15 protein-coding genes are annotated in these 16,587 nt (G+C 65.7%); 5 read left to right on the top strand and 10 right to left on the bottom strand.

Features of this window, described 5'->3' with window-relative positions; genetic code table 11:
• Positions 1 to 372: 372 nt before the first annotated feature.
• Entirely contained in the window at positions 373 to 891 is a 519-nt protein-coding gene (locus VRB54_RS10775) for an SgcJ/EcaC family oxidoreductase (protein ID WP_338480792.1), read from the bottom strand.
• Positions 892 to 1,046: 155 nt separating this feature from the next.
• Here VRB54_RS10775 and VRB54_RS10770 point away from each other — a divergent pair, with 155 nt between their 5' ends.
• Genes VRB54_RS10770 through VRB54_RS10755 form a run of 4 tightly spaced genes read left to right on the top strand, consistent with a single transcriptional unit; the run spans position 1,047 to position 5,642 of the window.
• A complete protein-coding gene (locus VRB54_RS10770; protein WP_338480791.1) occupies positions 1,047 to 2,225 on the top strand; it encodes a sensor histidine kinase in 1,179 nt (392 codons plus the stop codon).
• Positions 2,222 to 2,875, top strand: coding sequence for a response regulator transcription factor (locus VRB54_RS10765; RefSeq protein ID WP_338480790.1), 654 nt, complete (start codon positions 2,222 to 2,224; stop codon positions 2,873 to 2,875). Before VRB54_RS10770 ends, VRB54_RS10765 begins: the two co-directional genes overlap by 4 nt.
• The gene (locus VRB54_RS10760; RefSeq protein ID WP_338480789.1) at positions 2,872 to 5,199 is read left to right on the top strand and encodes an ATP-binding protein; all 2,328 of its coding nucleotides are present in this window, start codon (positions 2,872 to 2,874) and stop codon (positions 5,197 to 5,199) included. Before VRB54_RS10765 ends, VRB54_RS10760 begins: the two co-directional genes overlap by 4 nt.
• Positions 5,196 to 5,642 carry a response regulator gene (locus tag VRB54_RS10755; RefSeq protein WP_057008861.1) on the top strand — a complete coding sequence of 149 codons (447 nt, stop codon included), beginning with the start codon at positions 5,196 to 5,198 and terminating at the stop codon, positions 5,640 to 5,642. Before VRB54_RS10760 ends, VRB54_RS10755 begins: the two co-directional genes overlap by 4 nt.
• Before the next feature lie 15 nt (positions 5,643 to 5,657).
• Here VRB54_RS10755 and VRB54_RS10750 read toward each other — a convergent pair whose 3' ends face one another.
• The 6 genes from VRB54_RS10750 to VRB54_RS10725 form a co-directional block, all read right to left on the bottom strand.
• On the bottom strand, positions 5,658 to 6,770 hold the full coding sequence (locus VRB54_RS10750) for an FAD-binding oxidoreductase (RefSeq protein ID WP_338480788.1): 1,113 nt from the start codon (positions 6,768 to 6,770) through the stop codon (positions 5,658 to 5,660).
• Positions 6,763 to 8,382: a methionine--tRNA ligase gene (locus VRB54_RS10745; protein ID WP_338480787.1), complete on the bottom strand. Its 1,620-nt coding sequence runs from the start codon at positions 8,380 to 8,382 to the stop codon at positions 6,763 to 6,765. The genes VRB54_RS10750 and VRB54_RS10745 overlap by 8 nt, the downstream gene beginning before the upstream one ends.
• A gap of 4 nt (positions 8,383 to 8,386) precedes the next feature.
• Positions 8,387 to 9,490, bottom strand: coding sequence for an FAD-dependent oxidoreductase (locus tag VRB54_RS10740; protein WP_338480786.1), 1,104 nt, complete (start codon positions 9,488 to 9,490; stop codon positions 8,387 to 8,389).
• Positions 9,487 to 9,840, bottom strand: a complete 354-nt coding sequence (locus VRB54_RS10735; RefSeq protein WP_338480785.1) for a cupin domain-containing protein — start codon at positions 9,838 to 9,840, stop codon at positions 9,487 to 9,489. Before VRB54_RS10735 ends, VRB54_RS10740 begins: the two co-directional genes overlap by 4 nt.
• A gap of 16 nt (positions 9,841 to 9,856) precedes the next feature.
• Positions 9,857 to 11,197, bottom strand: a complete 1,341-nt coding sequence (locus tag VRB54_RS10730; RefSeq protein WP_338480784.1) for a lysine N(6)-hydroxylase/L-ornithine N(5)-oxygenase family protein — start codon at positions 11,195 to 11,197, stop codon at positions 9,857 to 9,859.
• Between the two features lie 112 nt (positions 11,198 to 11,309).
• Positions 11,310 to 12,683, bottom strand: coding sequence for an MFS transporter (locus VRB54_RS10725; RefSeq protein ID WP_338480783.1), 1,374 nt, complete (start codon positions 12,681 to 12,683; stop codon positions 11,310 to 11,312).
• 142 nt (positions 12,684 to 12,825) lie between these two features.
• Here VRB54_RS10725 and VRB54_RS10720 point away from each other — a divergent pair, with 142 nt between their 5' ends.
• Complete coding sequence (locus VRB54_RS10720) at positions 12,826 to 13,554, top strand: helix-turn-helix transcriptional regulator (protein WP_338480782.1); 729 nt, start codon at positions 12,826 to 12,828, stop codon at positions 13,552 to 13,554.
• 3 nt (positions 13,555 to 13,557) lie between these two features.
• Here the strand turns inward: VRB54_RS10720 and VRB54_RS10715 are convergent, their stop codons facing one another.
• Genes VRB54_RS10715 through VRB54_RS10705 form a run of 3 tightly spaced genes read right to left on the bottom strand, consistent with a single transcriptional unit; the run spans position 13,558 to position 16,095 of the window.
• Complete coding sequence (locus tag VRB54_RS10715) at positions 13,558 to 14,217, bottom strand: glutathione S-transferase family protein (protein WP_338480781.1); 660 nt, start codon at positions 14,215 to 14,217, stop codon at positions 13,558 to 13,560.
• Between the two features lie 52 nt (positions 14,218 to 14,269).
• Positions 14,270 to 15,682, bottom strand: a complete 1,413-nt coding sequence (locus tag VRB54_RS10710) for an FAD/NAD(P)-binding protein (RefSeq protein ID WP_338480780.1) — start codon at positions 15,680 to 15,682, stop codon at positions 14,270 to 14,272.
• Positions 15,679 to 16,095 carry a nuclear transport factor 2 family protein gene (locus VRB54_RS10705; RefSeq protein ID WP_209981500.1) on the bottom strand — a complete coding sequence of 139 codons (417 nt, stop codon included), beginning with the start codon at positions 16,093 to 16,095 and terminating at the stop codon, positions 15,679 to 15,681. The genes VRB54_RS10710 and VRB54_RS10705 overlap by 4 nt, the downstream gene beginning before the upstream one ends.
• Positions 16,096 to 16,587: the final 492 nt, after the last annotated feature.

The raw sequence follows: 16,587 nt of genomic DNA, 5'->3' as shown, positions 1-16,587 counted from the left end.
TGATATCCAACAGACAAATGGAGATCAACTGTGGGAGGGGGCTTGCTCCCGATGGCAGTGGGTCAGCTACACATAAGCTGACTGACACACCCTCATCGGGAGCAAGCCCCCTCCCACATTTTGAACAGCACCAGGTAGAAAAACCCCGGTCGGCTCTAAGGCCGCCGCGCTCTTGATCTTGATCTGAGGCGCCCCGTCAAACACGCTCCAAAGCCTGCGTGAGGGCATGCCGAGCCTAGGCGAGGCACCGAGTGTTGGGGCGAGGACCTTTTGGTTACTTTTGGGTCCTTCCAAAAGTGACCCGCCGTAAGGGCGGAACCCATATCAGCCGTTACCCCACCAACGGATATATACACAAAACCAACCCAACCCTCACTGCCTGGCATGCCGAACCTGCACCTCCGGCATCGCCGAAGAATGATGATTAAGAATCTTCCACTCCCCCTCAACCTGCTCATAAACAAAGGTATACCGCGCCTGCACCTGCCGCTTGCTCCCACCGGCCTCAGTCAACGTAAAGGTATAAACCCCACTGTCCATCGCCACATTGCTGCCCAGTTGGCGGATCTCGCGGTAGTTGATCTGCCCCACCGGCTTGAGCGCCAGGAAGTGATCGAAGTAATCCCTGATCTGATCCGGCGTGGTACGCACCTGGTTGGACACAGTCGGCTGCAACACTGCATCCGGCGCGTACAACTCGACCACCGATTTGGCATCGCCGGTCTGCAAGGCACTGTTCCAGCGGTCGAACAACCCGGCAATCTCACGGTCCTTCACATTGACAGGCGCCTGGGCAACATCCAGGTACACATAAGGGGCTGTTACGGCAGCCTGGGCAAACGGTGCGCTCAAGGCAAACAGCAGGGCGAGGGCGGCGGTTCTGGATTTCATTGCGATGCTCCGGTTGTGTTCGTTGAGCCCACTTTGCCAAGCCGCCCTCCTCCCGCCATCGGCCAACCGGGGTCATTTGCCTATGCCATATGGCAGATAGCGCCGAGGGTGCCCGACAAGGTCTAATAGCCGCCTCGCGCCCCTGAGCATTCAACATGCACAACACGCCTCACGACCCCGCCAGCGCGCTGGCCATGCGCGCGCACTTCAGGCAGTCGCAAAGCCGCACCGCGCGCCTGCGCCTGCTGGTCGACACCGGGCAGGAACTGGCCCAACTGGCCCCCGCCGCCATGCGCGAACGCGTGCTGGCACGGGCCTGCGCGTTTCTGGCGATGGACCACGGGCTGCTGCAGGAATGGGACGCACGGGGCGCTGCCCACTCCACTGCCCGCCAGGGCAACCCGGCCCACCTCGCCCGTCTGGCGACCCTCGCCGACCGCAGCCGGCGTACGCCGTACTGGCAGGAACTGCCGGGCGAGGCGCTGCCCAGCGTGCTGCATGTACCGCTGCGCAGCAGCGACGGCGGCACCTTTGGCGTGCTGGTGCTGGGCAACAGCGTGAGCCTGCGCGCGCCGGACCACGAGGACGCCGAATCCCTGCAATTGCTCGCCACCCTGCTGGCCGCGCACCTGGAAAACGACCGCCTGCTGACCACCCTCAAGGCCCGTGACAAACACCTCTCCGAGCTGGTCAACCGGCTGCTGCACGCCCAGGAGGATGAACGCAAACGCGTGGCCTACGACCTGCACGACGGCCTCGCGCAAACCCTCGCCGGCCTGCATCAGCGCCTGCAGGGGTTCGCCGGCCGCTGCCCGCTGTTGCCCGACGCCCTGGCCGCCGACCTGCAGGCCATCCTGACCCTGGCCCAGCATTCGGTCGGTGAGGGCCGGCAACTGATCGCCGGCCTGCGCCCCGTGGTGCTCGACGACTTCGGCCTGTTCAAGGCCCTCGACAAGGAAGCTGACCGCCTGCGCGATGCAGGTGTGCGCGTGGTCTGGCAGGCGCACTGCGACACACGCCTGCCCAGTCAGGTGGAGATCGCCCTGTTCCGCATCGGCCAGGAGGCGATCAACAATGTGCTCAAGCATGCGCAGGCCAGCCAGGTGCAACTGGCCCTGGAACTGCGTGACGGTGAGGCCGCTCTGCGGGTGGACGACAATGGCCGGGGCTTTGCCGCCGGGCAGCCACGCGATGACGCGCAGCACCTGGGCCTTGCCACCATGCAGGAGCGCGCCAGCCTGCTCGGCGGGCGCTTCAGTTGCATCAGTACGGTCGGCGGCGGAACCCGATTGCAGGCCAGCGTGCCTGTCCACTTCAATGGAACCTGCCCATGAGCGATGTACTGCGTCTGGTCCTCGCGGACGACCATGAAGTTACCCGCACCGGCTTTGTCGCCCTGCTGGCCGGCCACCCGCAGTTCGAGGTGGTCGGGCAGGCGCGCGATGGCCAGCAGGCCGTGGAACTGTGCGAGCAACTGCTGCCGGACATCGTCATCCTCGATATCCGCATGCCGCTGCTCAACGGCCTCGGTGCGGCGCGCCTGCTGCAACAGCGCCTGCCGGCACTGAAAGTGGTGATGTTCACCATGGACGACAGCCCCGACCACCTCGAAGCGGCGATCAATGCCGGGGCCGTCGGCTACCTGCTCAAGGACGCCAGCCGTGACGAGGTAATCGCCGGCCTGCAGCAAGTGGCCGCCGGCGGCGAAGCGCTCAACAGCCTGGTCAGCACCCGCCTGCTGCGGCGCATGGCCGAGCGCAACGCCGGCGGCGCAGCCCCCACGGAACACCTCACACCACGGGAGCGCCAAGTGCTCGGTCTGGTCGCAAATGGCATGAGCAACCGCGAAATCGGCGCGCAGTTGGGCATTACCACCGGCACCGCCAAGGCCCATGTCGAGCGGGTGATCGGCAAGCTGGGCGCCGCCGACCGCACCCAGGCGGCGGTGCGCGGCATCGCCCTGGGCCTGGTGACCCAGGCATGAGGCGCTTGCAGGCGCAGCGCTGGGCCGACCTGCCGTTGCGCGGCAAGGCGCTGCTGGTGATTTCGCTGCCACTGGTGGTGCTGCTGCTGTCGCTGGTGCTGATCTACATCACCGAGCGCCAAACGGCCCACGCCGAAGAGGACGTGCGTCGGGTGCTGCGCGTGCAGCGCGATATCCAGGCCGTGCACACCCTGCTGGCCGAAGCGGCGGGCAGCGTGCGCGGTTACCTGCTGACCCGCCGCGAGGACTTCCTGCCCAGCTACCGCACGGCCGGACCGCAGATCGAATCGGCGTTGCGCAGGCTCGACAACAACGTGCGCGACCCACGGGTGCGCGAAGAGCTCAACGCGATCAAGCCGCTGATCTCGCACAAGGTCGACGGCCTGGAAGCCATGCTCAACGACCGCGAAGCCACAGCGGAATCGATCAGCGCCATTTTGATCAGCAACAAGCACATTCTCGATGCGCTGCGCCAACGCATCAGCACCATGCTCAAGCTGGAGGACTCGTTGCTGGCCGAGCGCAGCAAGGCCGCGGCCGAAACCCGCGAGCGCCTGCTGCTGTCCACCTGGCTGGCAGCGGTCTGCGGCTTGTTCGGCGCCATCGTCGCGGTGCTGTTTCTGTCCAAGGGCATTGTCGCCCGGGTGCAGAACGTACAACGCAACGCGCAGCGCCTGGCGCTGGGTCACCCGCTGCTGCCGCAACCGCCGGAACACGACGAAATCGGCCAGTTGGGCACCCGCCTGGTGGAAGCCGGCCTGCTGTTGTCCGAGCGCGAGCGCGCGCTGCGCGACAACGAAGAGCGCTTGCGGCTGATCATCGACGGGGTCAAGGACTACGGGATCTTCGCCCTCGACACGGCGGGCCACGTCACCAGTTGGAACAACGGCGCCGAGCGCATCAAGGGCTATACCGAGCAGGAAATCATCGGCCAGCATTTCTCGGTGTTCTACCTGCCCAAGGAATGCCCGCAGCACCCGGCCATGGCGTTGCGCGAAGCCACGCGCAACGGCGACTACACCGAAGAAGGCTGGCGCTGCCGCCAGGACGGCACGCACTTCTGGGCCAGCGTGGTGATCACCGCGCAGTACGACGGCACCGGCGCCCTGCGCGGCTTCTCGAAGATCACCCGCGACATCACTGACCGCCGCGCGGCGGAAATCGCCCTGCGCACCGCCCGCGAAGAGGCCGAGCGCGCCAGTCGCGCCAAGAGCGAGTTTCTATCGCGCATGAGCCACGAACTGCGCACCCCGCTCAACTCGATCCTGGGCTTTGCGCAACTGTTGGAGATGGACGCGCCGGCCGCGCACACAGCCAACGTCGGCCACATCCTGCGCGCCGGGCAACACCTGCTGACGCTGATCAATGAAGTGCTGGACATCGCCAAGATCGAAGCCGGGCGCCTGCCGCTGAACATCGAGCCTTTGCCGTTGGCCGGGGTGCTGCAGGAGTGCCTGACACTGGTGTCGCCGATGGCGGCGGACGCAGGCATCCAGTTGCAGCCACTGCCCGCGCTCGCCCCGGACCTGGGCATCGTCGCCGACCGCCAACGCCTCACCCAGGTGCTGCTCAACCTGCTGTCCAATGCGATCAAGTACAACCTGCGCCCCGGCCAGGTGAGCATCGAGGTGAACCTGCACGGCCAACGCATCGGCGTGTCGGTGTGCGACACCGGCAAGGGCATTGCGGCCGAGCACCTTGGGCAACTGTTCAAGCCGTTCGAGCGCCTGGGCGCCGACCCAACCGTCGAAGGCAGCGGGCTGGGCCTGGCGCTGAGCAAGAGCCTGCTGGAAAAGATGGGCGGCACGCTGCAGGTGCACAGCCAGCCCGGCATCGGCTCGCGTTTTACCCTGGAGCTGCCGCTGGTACGGGTGCAGGAAGCACAACGTCCCGGCGCCGCCGTCAGCGATGCCCCGTTGGCCCGCCCTGCCCCCGGCACGCAGGCGATTCACGGTAAGGTGCTGTGTATCGAAGACAACCTTGCGAGCCTGGCGCTGATCGAAACCCTGTTGCAGCGCAGGCCGGGCATCAAGCTGCTGTCGAGCATGCAGGGCCAGCTCGGGCTGGACCTGGCCGCGCAGCATGCGCCCCAACTGATTCTGCTGGACGTATCGCTGCCCGACATCGACGGCCTGCAGGTGCTGCAACGCCTGCGCCGCGCGCTGCTGACCCGCGACACGCCAGTGCTGATGCTCACCGCCGATGCCAGCGACCTCACCCGCACGGCCTTGCAGCACGCCGGCGCGACCGCCGTGCTGAACAAGCCGATCAACGTGCCTGCGTTTCTCGCCCACCTCGACCAGTATTTTCCGGAGCCCGCGTGAACCTCGACCTGCGCATTCTGATTATCGACGACCAACGCCCCAACCTCGACCTGGTGGAGCAACTGCTGGCGCGTGAAGGCTTGACCAATGTGCTGAGCAGCACCGAGCCGCTGCGCACCCTGGAGCTGTTCAACAGCTTCGAGCCGGACCTGGTGATTCTCGACCTGCATATGCCGCAGTTCGACGGCTTTGCGGTGCTCGAACAGCTCAACCGGCGCATCCCCCACGGCGAATACCTGCCGATACTGGTGCTCACCGCCGACGCCACCCGCGACACGCGCCTGCGCGCCCTGGCCCTCGGCGCACGGGATTTCATCAGCAAACCGCTGGACGCGCTGGAAACCATGCTGCGGGTGTGGAATCTGCTGGAAACCCGCGCGCTCTACAAGACCCTGCGCACCCTGGTGCCGGCCGAGCAGATTGCGTTGTTGCAACGTTCCTGACGCCGGGTGGCCGGGTCACCCGATAAAGCGCTCCAGCGCGAACGGTGCCAGCGCGGCAGGCAGCGTGCCCTCCACCAGCCACTGCGCAATCGCCTCGCCAAACAGCGGCGCGAACTTGAAGCCATGCCCGCACAGCCCTGCGGCAATCAGCAGACCGTCAATGCGCGGGTCGGCGCCGACGATAGGGTTGCCATCCGGCGTGCTGTCGAAGAATGACACGCGGTGCCCGACAGGTTGCGCATCCAGCAGACGGGTCAGGTGTTGCGCGGCGCGGTCGCGGTGGGCCAGCACACTCGCATCGCTCAGGCTGCACTCGAATGCGTCCGGGTCGATGGGTTGGCTTTCACTGGCGATCAATGAGCCGATGAAGTAGCGGCCCGGCGTGTCGGGGCGCAGGTAGAACCCGGCGTCGCGGTCGCAGTAGCCAGGCATGGGCGGATGTGCGCCGGGCGTCTGAACGATACCGACGGTTTGCCGGGTGGCATGGATCGGCAGCGGCGCCTGGCAGTCGGCGGCCAGCCGCGCAGCCCAGGGCCCGGCGGCGTTGACCACGCGGGCGCTGGCGATAAAACCGCGATCGGTGTGCACGCCAATCACCCGCCCGCCATCGCAAACGATGCGCTGCACGGCCCGCCCCTCTTCGATGACCGCACCGAGGTCGCGCGCACCCGCAGCAAAGCTCTGCGCGGTCTGTCGCGGGTCGCAATAGCCGGCGTCGGGCTCGTACACCGCACCGGCCAGCGCATCGCTGTGCAGGTCGGCGATCAGGTCACGTGTGGCCGCCGGTGAAAGCCATGCCAGGCCGTGCAGGCGCGCCACGTTGGCCTGGGTCGCGGTCTGCTCGCGCGGCGCAATGCCGGTAAGAAAACCGGTGCGCCGATAGCCGCAAGCGCCCGGATAGCGTTGCGCCCAATCGCGATACGCCTGCACCCCGCGCGCCGCCAACCGGCTCAGGGCGGGGTCGGCGTAATACTCACGCACGATCCCCGGCGACGCGCCGGACGCGCCGCTGGCGATAGCGCCTTTGTCGAGCAGCCGCACCGACACACCGGCCCGCGCCAGGTGCCAGGCCGCGCTGGTGCCGGTGGTGCCGCCGCCGATCACGATGACGTCGGCGGACTCATGCATGGGCGGGAGCACCATCGAGCACCACGCTGGCGGGTAGGCATGGTGCGAGGCTGGCGGGCGACAACACCTTGAAACGCGGGCGCGACGCACTCTGCACGCGGGGCGTCGAGGCGCTGTACAACCCCTGCAGGCTCGGCAGCCCTTCATGGCCCAGCCGCTGCCACAGGTAGGCGGCCACACGCGGCATGGTCGGTGCCGCCAGGTAGGCCAGGCCCTTGAGCCACAGGTAGGCGTGGGCGCTGTCGGTCACGTCGAGTTCAGGGCACTGCATCCACTGGTGCAATACGTCCCAGGCGTCACGCACCGAGACCGCGTCCAGGCGGAACGCAAGGGCCAGGCGTTCGACGGCCGCGTCCAGGCTCGGACGCAGCTCGGGCTCGATAGCTTGCCGCTGCTGATCGAGGTGGGCCAGCGCCAGGTCGATACGGCTGTCGAGTGCGCCCGCGAGTTCCACGTTGACCACTTCGATGAATGCTTCGATGGCGAAGTTGGTTTCGCCGTTTTCCGGGCTTTCGCGGCTGAGGAAGTAACGCACGCCATCGCTGCTGGCCGGGGTGTGGTCGACGATATCGGCCGCCCACACCACGTGCAGGCGGCTGGTGGAGAATTTCGCGCCCTGCAGGTTGTAGAAGTAGTTGGTGAGCACGTAGTCGAACGACCGGTGATCCTGCAACGCATCCATCACCGCCGCACTGCCGGCCAACAGCAACACCGCGTTATCGATACCGAAGCTGACCAGCGTGGTCACAGCACTGCTGCGCAGCATCGCGTGGCCGTGCTCAGGGGTTTGCTCCAGCGCGCGGTCGGCGCAGGTCAGCGCGTATTCCCAGCCGGACTCGAAAAGCACCCGTGGGTTGCCGAAGCGGTCCGCGCTCCAGGCCACGCCCCAGTCACCGGGCGCGGTGAGTCGCACGCGGCCGTTTTCACGTTGCAAAAAGCGCGCAATCACCTCGATGATCGACGCGGGCGCGCCGCTGGCACTCATGCGTTGCAGCAACTGCTCGGGGTCGGCCACCTTGAGGAACAGGCTCTCGACCTCGACCCATTGCAGCGGGCTGTCGCCCATGCGCGGCTGCGGGTTGAGCATGCTTTCCGGGCGGAACAGCGCGCCGCAGGCTTCACAAAAGTAGCCGCCGGCACCGGCTTGGCAATACGGGCACTGACCCACTAGCCAGGCGCCGGCCATATAGCGCCGGGTGCCAGGGCAATACAGCACGCGCTCGGTCACGTTTTCGGTGACGCCCAGCGCCACCAGCCGCTCCACCGTGCGCTGGGCATTGGCGGCATGCTGGCGGGCATACGGGCCCTGCACCAGATCGAGGAAGTCATCAACTTGCACATCGAGGGCGCGCAGGTCATTGGCGATCCGGGCGTGGTAGTCGCGCACCACGGCTTCGGGCGCGCGTTGCTCCTGCAGGCCCTTCCACAACACGTAGGAGTCAAAGCCGTCCACTGCCGACACCACGTCGACATGGTGACCCTGGCTGCGCAGGTAGCGCGCGAGCATGTCCATGCGCAGGTAGGGACCGGCGATGTGGCCCAGGTGCAGGCGGCCGTTGGGCGTTGGCGGAATCGGCATCAGGAAGAAGGTTTGCGCAGGAGTGGCGGTCATCGGTTCAGTCCATCAAGGCAGCGGAAGGAGTGGCGGCGGCTGTGTCGGGCCAGTGCGCCACGAGCAGGTCGAGGGCTTCGCGGGCAATGCCGGGGGCCAAGCGAAATCCCGCACCGCTGCCGGCACCGGCAAATACCAGGTGTTGCTCGGGGTGGTAGCTGACCCGCGACTCGCCGCTGGGGCTGTAGCTGTCGCAGAACACCCGGCCACCGCGGCAACGCGCCACCAGGTCGGGCAGGTAATGCGCCAGGGTGCGGGTGGCGACCTGCACGTCGTGGGCGTTGATTTCCAGCGCGTGTTTGCGCGGCGCCACGTCCCATTCGTCGCAACGAAAGCTGAACAGCCACTGGTTACGCGCCGGCAACGGCATCAGGTAGGCATCCGATTGTGGCAGGAACAGCGCGGCAGCATCCGCCGGTGGCCGGCCGTCGATATGCAGGGCCACCACCTTCTTCACGCGCAGGCCGTGTTCGGCTGCAATCTCGGCAAAGGGCGACTCGCTGACCCACGGACCGGTGGCCATGAGGGTGCGCTGCGCCTGCACGCGGGAGCCGTCGCTGAGGCGGATGCTGGTGCGGGTGATGGCCTCTACGCCGACCCCTTCGAGGCAATGCACATTCGCACTGGCCAGGCTGTGGCTGATCAGCAGCCGCGCCACCAGCGGCGGCTCGTAACTTTCTGCCGTACCGCCGCTGGACAGGCATTCGTCGGCGCCGATGTGCAGCGATGCGCCCAGGCGTTCGCCGAGGGCCTGCACCGACACATCGGCCGGCAGCACGGGCGCCTCGACCACGGCGCGCTGGATATCGGCAGTGAACCCGTGATGGGCCAGCCAGTACACCGGCGCCTGGGTGGTGCGAAGGCCCAGCCGGTCACGCAACGCGCGATACAGCCCGGCGCTCTCCCCGGCCAGGCGCCGCTCGCGCTCGGACTTGCCGGTGGCCAGCAGCACGCCCGCCGAATGCGCGGTGGCGCCGTCGCCGATGCGGTAGCGGTCGATCAGCAGGATCCGCCAGTGCGGGTAACGCTGCACGGCGTGGTGCAAGGCCCAGGCGCCGATAATGCCGCCGCCGACAATCACCAGGTCAAAATCAACCTGCCGACTCATGCCCACCACACCGAAAACACCTGGGCCTGGGTGGTGCTGTTATTGCGCACAAAATGCGGGCGCCACGGCTCGAAATACACGCTGCCGCCATTTTTTACCGCGTGCCAGGTGCCGTCGTAATACACCTCCAGATCGGCACCGCTGATAAACCAGATTTCGTTCACCGCGTGTTTGTCTTCTTCAGTACCGCAGCCGGGCTCGATGGTGAAGCGCGAGGACTGGATCGGCGCGTTGGTCAGCCGGCCGGAAAAGTGGTGCAGGTACAGGTGCACGCCTTGCAGCGGCACAGGTTCCTCGGTTTCGCGAATCACCGGGGCGTTGCCGTTGGGGGGAAGTGTGATGGGTTCCATGGCGGGACTCCTGGGTCTAGTTGGCGACGGCGGCGAGGCGATCGAACCGCCCATCGCTGACGTCGTCGAAGGCAGCGCTGGCGCCCCACTGAACGCACGCTTCGGGCTCGTCCAGGTCGTAGAGGGGCTGGCCACTGACGCTGTTGATGATGTGCGCGCAACGCCAGGGGATCAGGCCCAGGTTGGGGTCGGCGATGCCTTTCTGGCTGCGCGCGGCGTTTTGCACATAAAGCGCCGAACCCTGCGGGCCGTCCCATTGCACCGAGTAGTCCGGGTTGAACACGTACTCGCCATTGCGCCGGGCGATGCGCGGTTCGAGCGCTTCCAGGCACGCCGGCATCTGGTAGGCGTAGCCGGTGCACAGCACAGCGACGTCGGCGTTCAGTTCCTCACGGGCCTGGCTGTGCCCGTGCAGCAGCGCCAGGTTCCAGTGCTGCGCGCGGGGCTGCACGGCGGTCAGCTCGCGACCTGGCAGCAGGCGGACCTGACAAGGGTGATGCAGCACATGCTTGAGTTCGTACAGGCGCCGATAGATCGACTGCAACAGCGATTGCGAGATGCCGTCGCTGGCCAGCTTTTGCTCGGCCAGCAGCGGTTGGCGCACGGCCTCGGGCTGCGCGAAGAAATGGTCGCTGTACTGCGGGGTGTACAGCTCGTTGGTAAACGGTGACTCGTCCAGCGGCGCGAAATTCCAGCGCCGCGACACCCAAGTCACGCTGGCCGGCAGTGCGCTGGTGTCGGACAGCAGATGCTGGATGATCTCGGCACCGGTCTGGCCGCCGCCGATCACCACCACGCGTTTGTCCTTGAGCGAACGCTTGCGGGTCATGTACTGCGAGGCATGAAACAGCGTGTCGCCCAGGTGCGCCTGCGCAAACGCCGGCACCGACGGTTGTTGCCCGGTGCCCAGCACCAGGTTGCGCGCCGGCTGCATCCAGGTATCGCCCTTGAGCATGAACAGGCCGTTTTCGAAGGTCACCGAACGCACGTCGCGGTTGAACTGCAGGTTGGGCAACTGGCTGCACGCCCAGCGGTAGTACTGGTTGAATTCGCGGCGCAGCACTTGATCGAAATTGGCGTTGATGAAGCTCAGCAGCTGCTTTTTCTTCGACAGGTAGGCCAGGAAGGACAGCGGGTTGGAGGGGTCGACCAGGCTGACCAGGTCCTTGAGGTAATGCACCTGCAACCTGGCCTCGGGCACCATCATGCCCGCATGCCACTGGAACTCGCTGCTGCGCTCGAAGAAGGCCGAGCTGATGCCCGCATGGGGCCGGGCCAGTGCCGCCAGGCTCAGGTTGGCCGGACCGATGCCGATTCCCGCCATGTCTACCACTGCAGCTGCAGAGAGAACACTCATGATCACTATCCCTAATTGATGATGTTTTCAGATGCAGCAACGCCTCGCGATGATCACGAAGGCGTGCCGAGCGTTGGCTGTTACGGGTGATGCCGTTACGGATGGTGGTGCATCAACTTTCCACGGTCTGCACAAGCGGAGCCTTGAGCATCAGGACACACAGCAACATGGCCAGCAGCGACAGGCCGATCGCGACGCCGACCGCGACCTCGATGGCGTCGTCCAGCGGCTGAACCGAGGTGAGCAAGGCGCCGAAGATCGCCACGCCAAACGCCGAGCCACTTTGCCGGCTGGCATTCAGGGTGCCGGCGGCGACGCCGGCCTTGGCGCGGTCGACCACGCTCATCAGTACGGAGGTGGCGGCCGGGGTGATGATCCCCGCGCCGAAACCGACTGCCGGATAGCACAGCGCGATACGCCAGTACGGCGCGTCACCGGCCAGGGCGAACAGGCCGATAAAGCCCAGGGTGTACAAGCCGAAACCTGCCACCAGCACGGCGCGTGGGCCGTAGGCACGGGTCAGGCGACCGCAGGTGAAACTGCCGAGGGTGACCATGGCGGTCAGGGGTAAAAAGGCCAGCCCGGTTTCCAAAGGTGACCAGCCGCGATGGGTCTGGAAGTAAAGGCTGAGCAGGAAGAACAGCCCGTAGAACACCAGGGCCGAGGCCATCGATAGAAAGGTCGCGCCGGAGAAAGTCGAATTACGGAAGTACTGCAGCGGCAGCATCGGGTCCTTGTGGCGGCTTTCGGTGACCAGGAACACACACCAGGCGATGCACGCGACGAACACGCCCGCATAGACCCATTCGGAACTCCAGCCCAGCCTGGCACCTTCGATCAACACGGCCACCGAGGAGCCCAGCGCGATAATCGCCGCGATTTGCCCGGTGAAGTCCAGGTGCCGGTTGGGCGCCAGTGGCGCAGCGTGCGGGATGCGTGAGGTGAGCCATACGCCGATCAAGGCAATCGGCACGTTGATCAGGAAGATGCTGCGCCAGCCGAACAGTTCGATCAGCACCCCGCCCACCAAAGGCCCGGCGGCCATGGCGATGCCGCCGCAGCCGGCCCACACACCGATGGCGCTGGCGCGCTGATGGGACTGCGGATAGGCGCTGTTGATCAGCATCAACGAGCACGGCACCAGCAACGCCGCGCCCAGCCCCTGCAGCACGCGGGCGCCAACCAGTTCTGGGAGGTCTGTGGCCAGGCCACACAGCGCAGACGCCAGGGCAAACAGGCCAAGGCCCAGGGCGTAGATTTTTTTCGCGCCGAAGCGGTCGCCGAGCAGGCCGCCGGTGAGCAGCAGACTGGCAAATGTGAGGGTATAGGCGTTGATCACCCATTGCAGCCCGGTGATGTCCGAACCGAAGGTGGTGGAGATGGATTCCAGCGCCACGTTGACGATTGAGGTATCGAGGATGACGACCACGTAGCTGAGGCTGGTGGCGATCAGTACCTGTCGTTGATAGCGCGTGCTGAGTTCCATGGCTGCGTGTGTCCCTGGCGACATAATTGCGGCGTGACTATAAGCAGCTTTTCCCGATAAACGCTTCGAGGCGTGTCGAAGTGTTGGTGTTTGTGTCATCCTCGGCCCTGATATCACACGGCACAGCGCGGAGTTCAAGGGAATGACCCAACCTAAAATTTCATCCATCGCCTACCTGATCGCCGAACCGGTGCGCGCGGTGATCCTGATCACCCTCGCCGACGGCAGTGCGCTGTCGGCCAGCGCCCTGGCCGATGCGGCCGGCGTGACGCCGCAGACTGCCAGCTCGCACCTGGCGAAATTGCTCGACGGCGGCCTGCTTACCGTTGAAACCAAGGGCCGCAATCGCTTCTATCAGTTGGCTGGGCCCGACGTTTCCCATGTCTTGGAAAGCCTGGCTGCGGTGTCCCCGCAAACCAGTTCGTGGCGCAGCCTGCCCAATCGCACGGCCCATGACCTGCGCTTCGCACGTTGCTGTTATGACCATTTGGCCGGTCAGGTCGGCGTGGCCGTGACTCAGGGCATGCTGGAGCGCGGCTATATCCTGGAGCGCAACGAGCGCGAATACGTGCTGAGCCTGCGCGGCATCGAATGGCTGCAATCGCTGAACCCGGAAAGCGGCGAACCGTGCTTTCAGGACCATGTGCAGGCCCGGCGCTGCCTGGACTGGACCGAACGCGAGCACCATATCGCCGGCCCGCTCGGCAGCCATCTGCTGGATACCTTTACCCAACTGGGCTGGCTGCGTCGGCAGGCGGGCACCCGTGCCGTGTTTGTCACCGTGGCCGGCTGGCGTGCGTTCAAGACCCACCTGGGGATTGAGCACCTGCGCCATCTCGAAGCGCCGCTGCGCGTCCTGACCACGGCGTGATCCTCAAGCGGGTTGCGCGCTGAACAGCCCCTCGATGTCCACGATACGCCGCTCCTGCGCCGCCCCGCTCTGCTGCCAGGCCGGTATCGCGTTGATGCGCGCGTACCAGGCCGCCACATGGGGATACTCGAGGAACGGCGCCTGGGTGCGCGGGATATGGCTCAGCGGCGCCGCCAGGTCGATATCGGCCAGGGTCAGGGCGTCGCCGACCATGAATGTACGGGTGCGCAGATGCTCGTCCAGCACCGCCGTGTAGCGATGGATCGCGTGCAGCGCCTCGGCCACCAGCGTAGGGTTTTCGGCATGGCCCTTGAGGCGTTCCATAAAGCGCTGCTCGATCAGCACCGTGGGCCCGCGACGAAAATGCTCGGCGGCCCAGAACATCCACTTGAGGGTTTCATACTTCGCCTTGCCCTCGGGCAGCAGTGCAGAACCGGCCCGCTCGGCCAGATAGATCATGATGGCCGAGGCCTCGAACAGCACCACATCGCCGTCAACGAAGGTCGGAATGGTGCCGTTGGGGTTAAGGGCCAGGTACTCCGGCGTACGGTTCTGGCCGCTGAACAGGTCGAGGAAGACGAATTCAACGTCCAGCCCCAGATAAGCGGCGGTGGTCAGCACCCGCCGGGTGTTGCTTGAGCCTCGGTCGCCATACACTTTCATGCCACTGCCTCGCTTGCCTGTTCGTCGCTGAAGGCCGGGTGTTCGCTGAGCATCAATGCCACCTCGGCTGCCTGGCGCACCGACTGGTACACCGAATTGACCATCGGCGCCGCCAGGTAGGACGCCACGCCCAGCAGCCAGATGTTGTCCGGCCGGTCAGCACCCGGCAGGCTGACCTGCAATTGAGCAGAGACCACCGGAGGGATGCAGGGGGACCGGCCGGTGCCTGTAATTCAAGGGCCTCGGGCGTGGCGTGAAACGGTTGTTTGTGAAAACCGCTGGCACACACCACGGCGTCGACCGCGTGGCTGTTGCCATGGTCGTCATGGGCTATCCACTGGCCCTGCCACTCAAGCCGGGTGGGCACATGTGCGGCCAGTTGCAGGCGGCCTTCGTCGATCCACTGCGACAGGGTGACGGCGGTTTGCAGGGGCACCGCGAACAGATAGCGCCCCACCGCTTCCCAGCAGTTTTGCAGTGCGGCCATGCGTACCGTCGCGGGTGCAGCGCGCAGTTTCAGGTCCGCCAGGTCCATGCAGTGCACCAGCAGGTTTTGCCAGTCTGTCGCGCCACGGCTGGCCAGGGCGATTTCACCGCGAAGACGTTGAGCCGGATCGCGGCTGCGATCTATCTGCTCGCGCAGCGAACGCCCGTTGATGGCCTTGGCCGCCTTTACGAGCAGGCGCAGCAGATGCCAGTACAGCTTGGGGTTTTCCAGGTCGAGCCGGGCAAATCGCGCCTCATCCAGCGCAACCGCGCTGCGCCGTGGCGTGGCCGTGCGCACGCTGGGCAAGCGCCCGGAGGGTGACGCCATCAATACGCGATGCCCCGCACCGCAAAGCAGCAGTGCGCTGTCGACAGCGGACAGGCGGCTGCCGAGCACCAGCACCCGTGACGGCGCATGCAAGTGCTGCAACCAGGCGCCGGTGGGATAAGGCGAGGTGAAAATACCCGGCGCGCCCACATGCGCCGCCACCTGCGGCGGCACGCAGGGAGCCGCACTGCCGGTGCACACCAGCACCGCCGAGGCGCTGATGTCGGCGCCATCGTTCAGTTGCAATTGATAGCGACCGGGAGCAACCGGCTCGATACGCCGCACCGTCGCGCGCACGACCCGATGCTCGATGCCCTGCGCCTCGGCGAGGTCGCGATACTCCGCGTAGCGCTGCTTGAGGTAGCCCGACACCCAGGCCCTGGGCACAAAACCGTCCTCACTGGCGGCAATGCCCTGGCCGTGCAGGTAACGCTGGAAGTCCTGCGGGTCATCGTCGAGCACCGACATCGTCTGCACCGAGGTGTTGCACAACAGCCCCTGCTCGGCGGCGGTAAAGGCGATCGAATCGGCGAGCCCCTGGGGATCGATCAGGTCGATACGCCGGACTTTCCCTGTGCGCACCAGCGCAATGAAGGCCGCAACGCCGGTGACCGAGCCACCGATGATGGCCACCGAACGACTGAAGCTCACAACGCCCGCGCCAGCAAACGCACGCCGTACCAGCCCCAGTACACACGGTGGTAGGTGATCAGACCGTTTTCGATTTCCATCATTTCCATCAAATCGACCTGCTCGCCCTTGGGCGTCTTGCGCGGGTATTCCCAGGTCAGGTTGCGCCCGTTGATGAAGGCCTTGTCGCTGCGATACCACTCGGCGAGGTCGCTGGGGAACTTGCGTTTGCTGTCTTCCATGAAGCGCTGGATGGTGGCGCGTCCTTCCAGCACGCCGCTGCCGTGATCGGGGTAGATGGCCAGCACCAGCGGCGTTTCGAACACTGCGTTTTCGGCATAGAGCGCGGCGGTGGCGGCCAGGTCGCCGGCACAGACGGTGGAGTGCCAGGATTCGTAGATATCCAGCAGGCCAGGGTCGATGGACGAAGTCATGGCGGTTTCCTTGGGTGGCAGCGCTGGGCTGAGAGAGCCTGTGACTATAGGGAATTGGTGAGGGGGGATGCTTCGGGCTGGGTCGAAGTGTGGTGGGTGGCTGGCCGGCTGGTAGGTTACATATCCGTTGCTGCGGTTATGGCTGCTGGCGGTTCCGCCCTTACGGCGGGTCACTTTGGAAAAGCCCCAAAGTAACCAAAGGGTTCTTGCACAACCACTCGGCACCTCGCTAGGGCTCGGTGTGCCCGCACGCAGGCTTGAATCCGTGGGCCGCCGCAATGGGCCATCCATGGCCCAGTGCGGCTAACCCGGCGTCCTGCCGGGTTACCCACGGATTCAAGCCTGCGTGCGGCCAGGGTGGTTGACGGGGCGCTTGAGATCAAGATCAAAAGCCAAAGCAAAGCAAAAGCAGTGTGATATCCAACAGACAAATGGAGATCAACTGTGGGAGGGGGCTTGCTCCCGATAGCAGTGGGTCAGCTACCCATAAGC

Origin of the sequence: Pseudomonas trivialis (genome assembly GCF_036864995.1) — a bacterium.
Taxonomy (GTDB): Bacteria; Pseudomonadota; Gammaproteobacteria; order Pseudomonadales; family Pseudomonadaceae; genus Aquipseudomonas; species Aquipseudomonas trivialis.
Note: the sequence above shows the minus strand (reverse complement) of the source record. Positions and strands in the feature narration are given on the sequence as shown.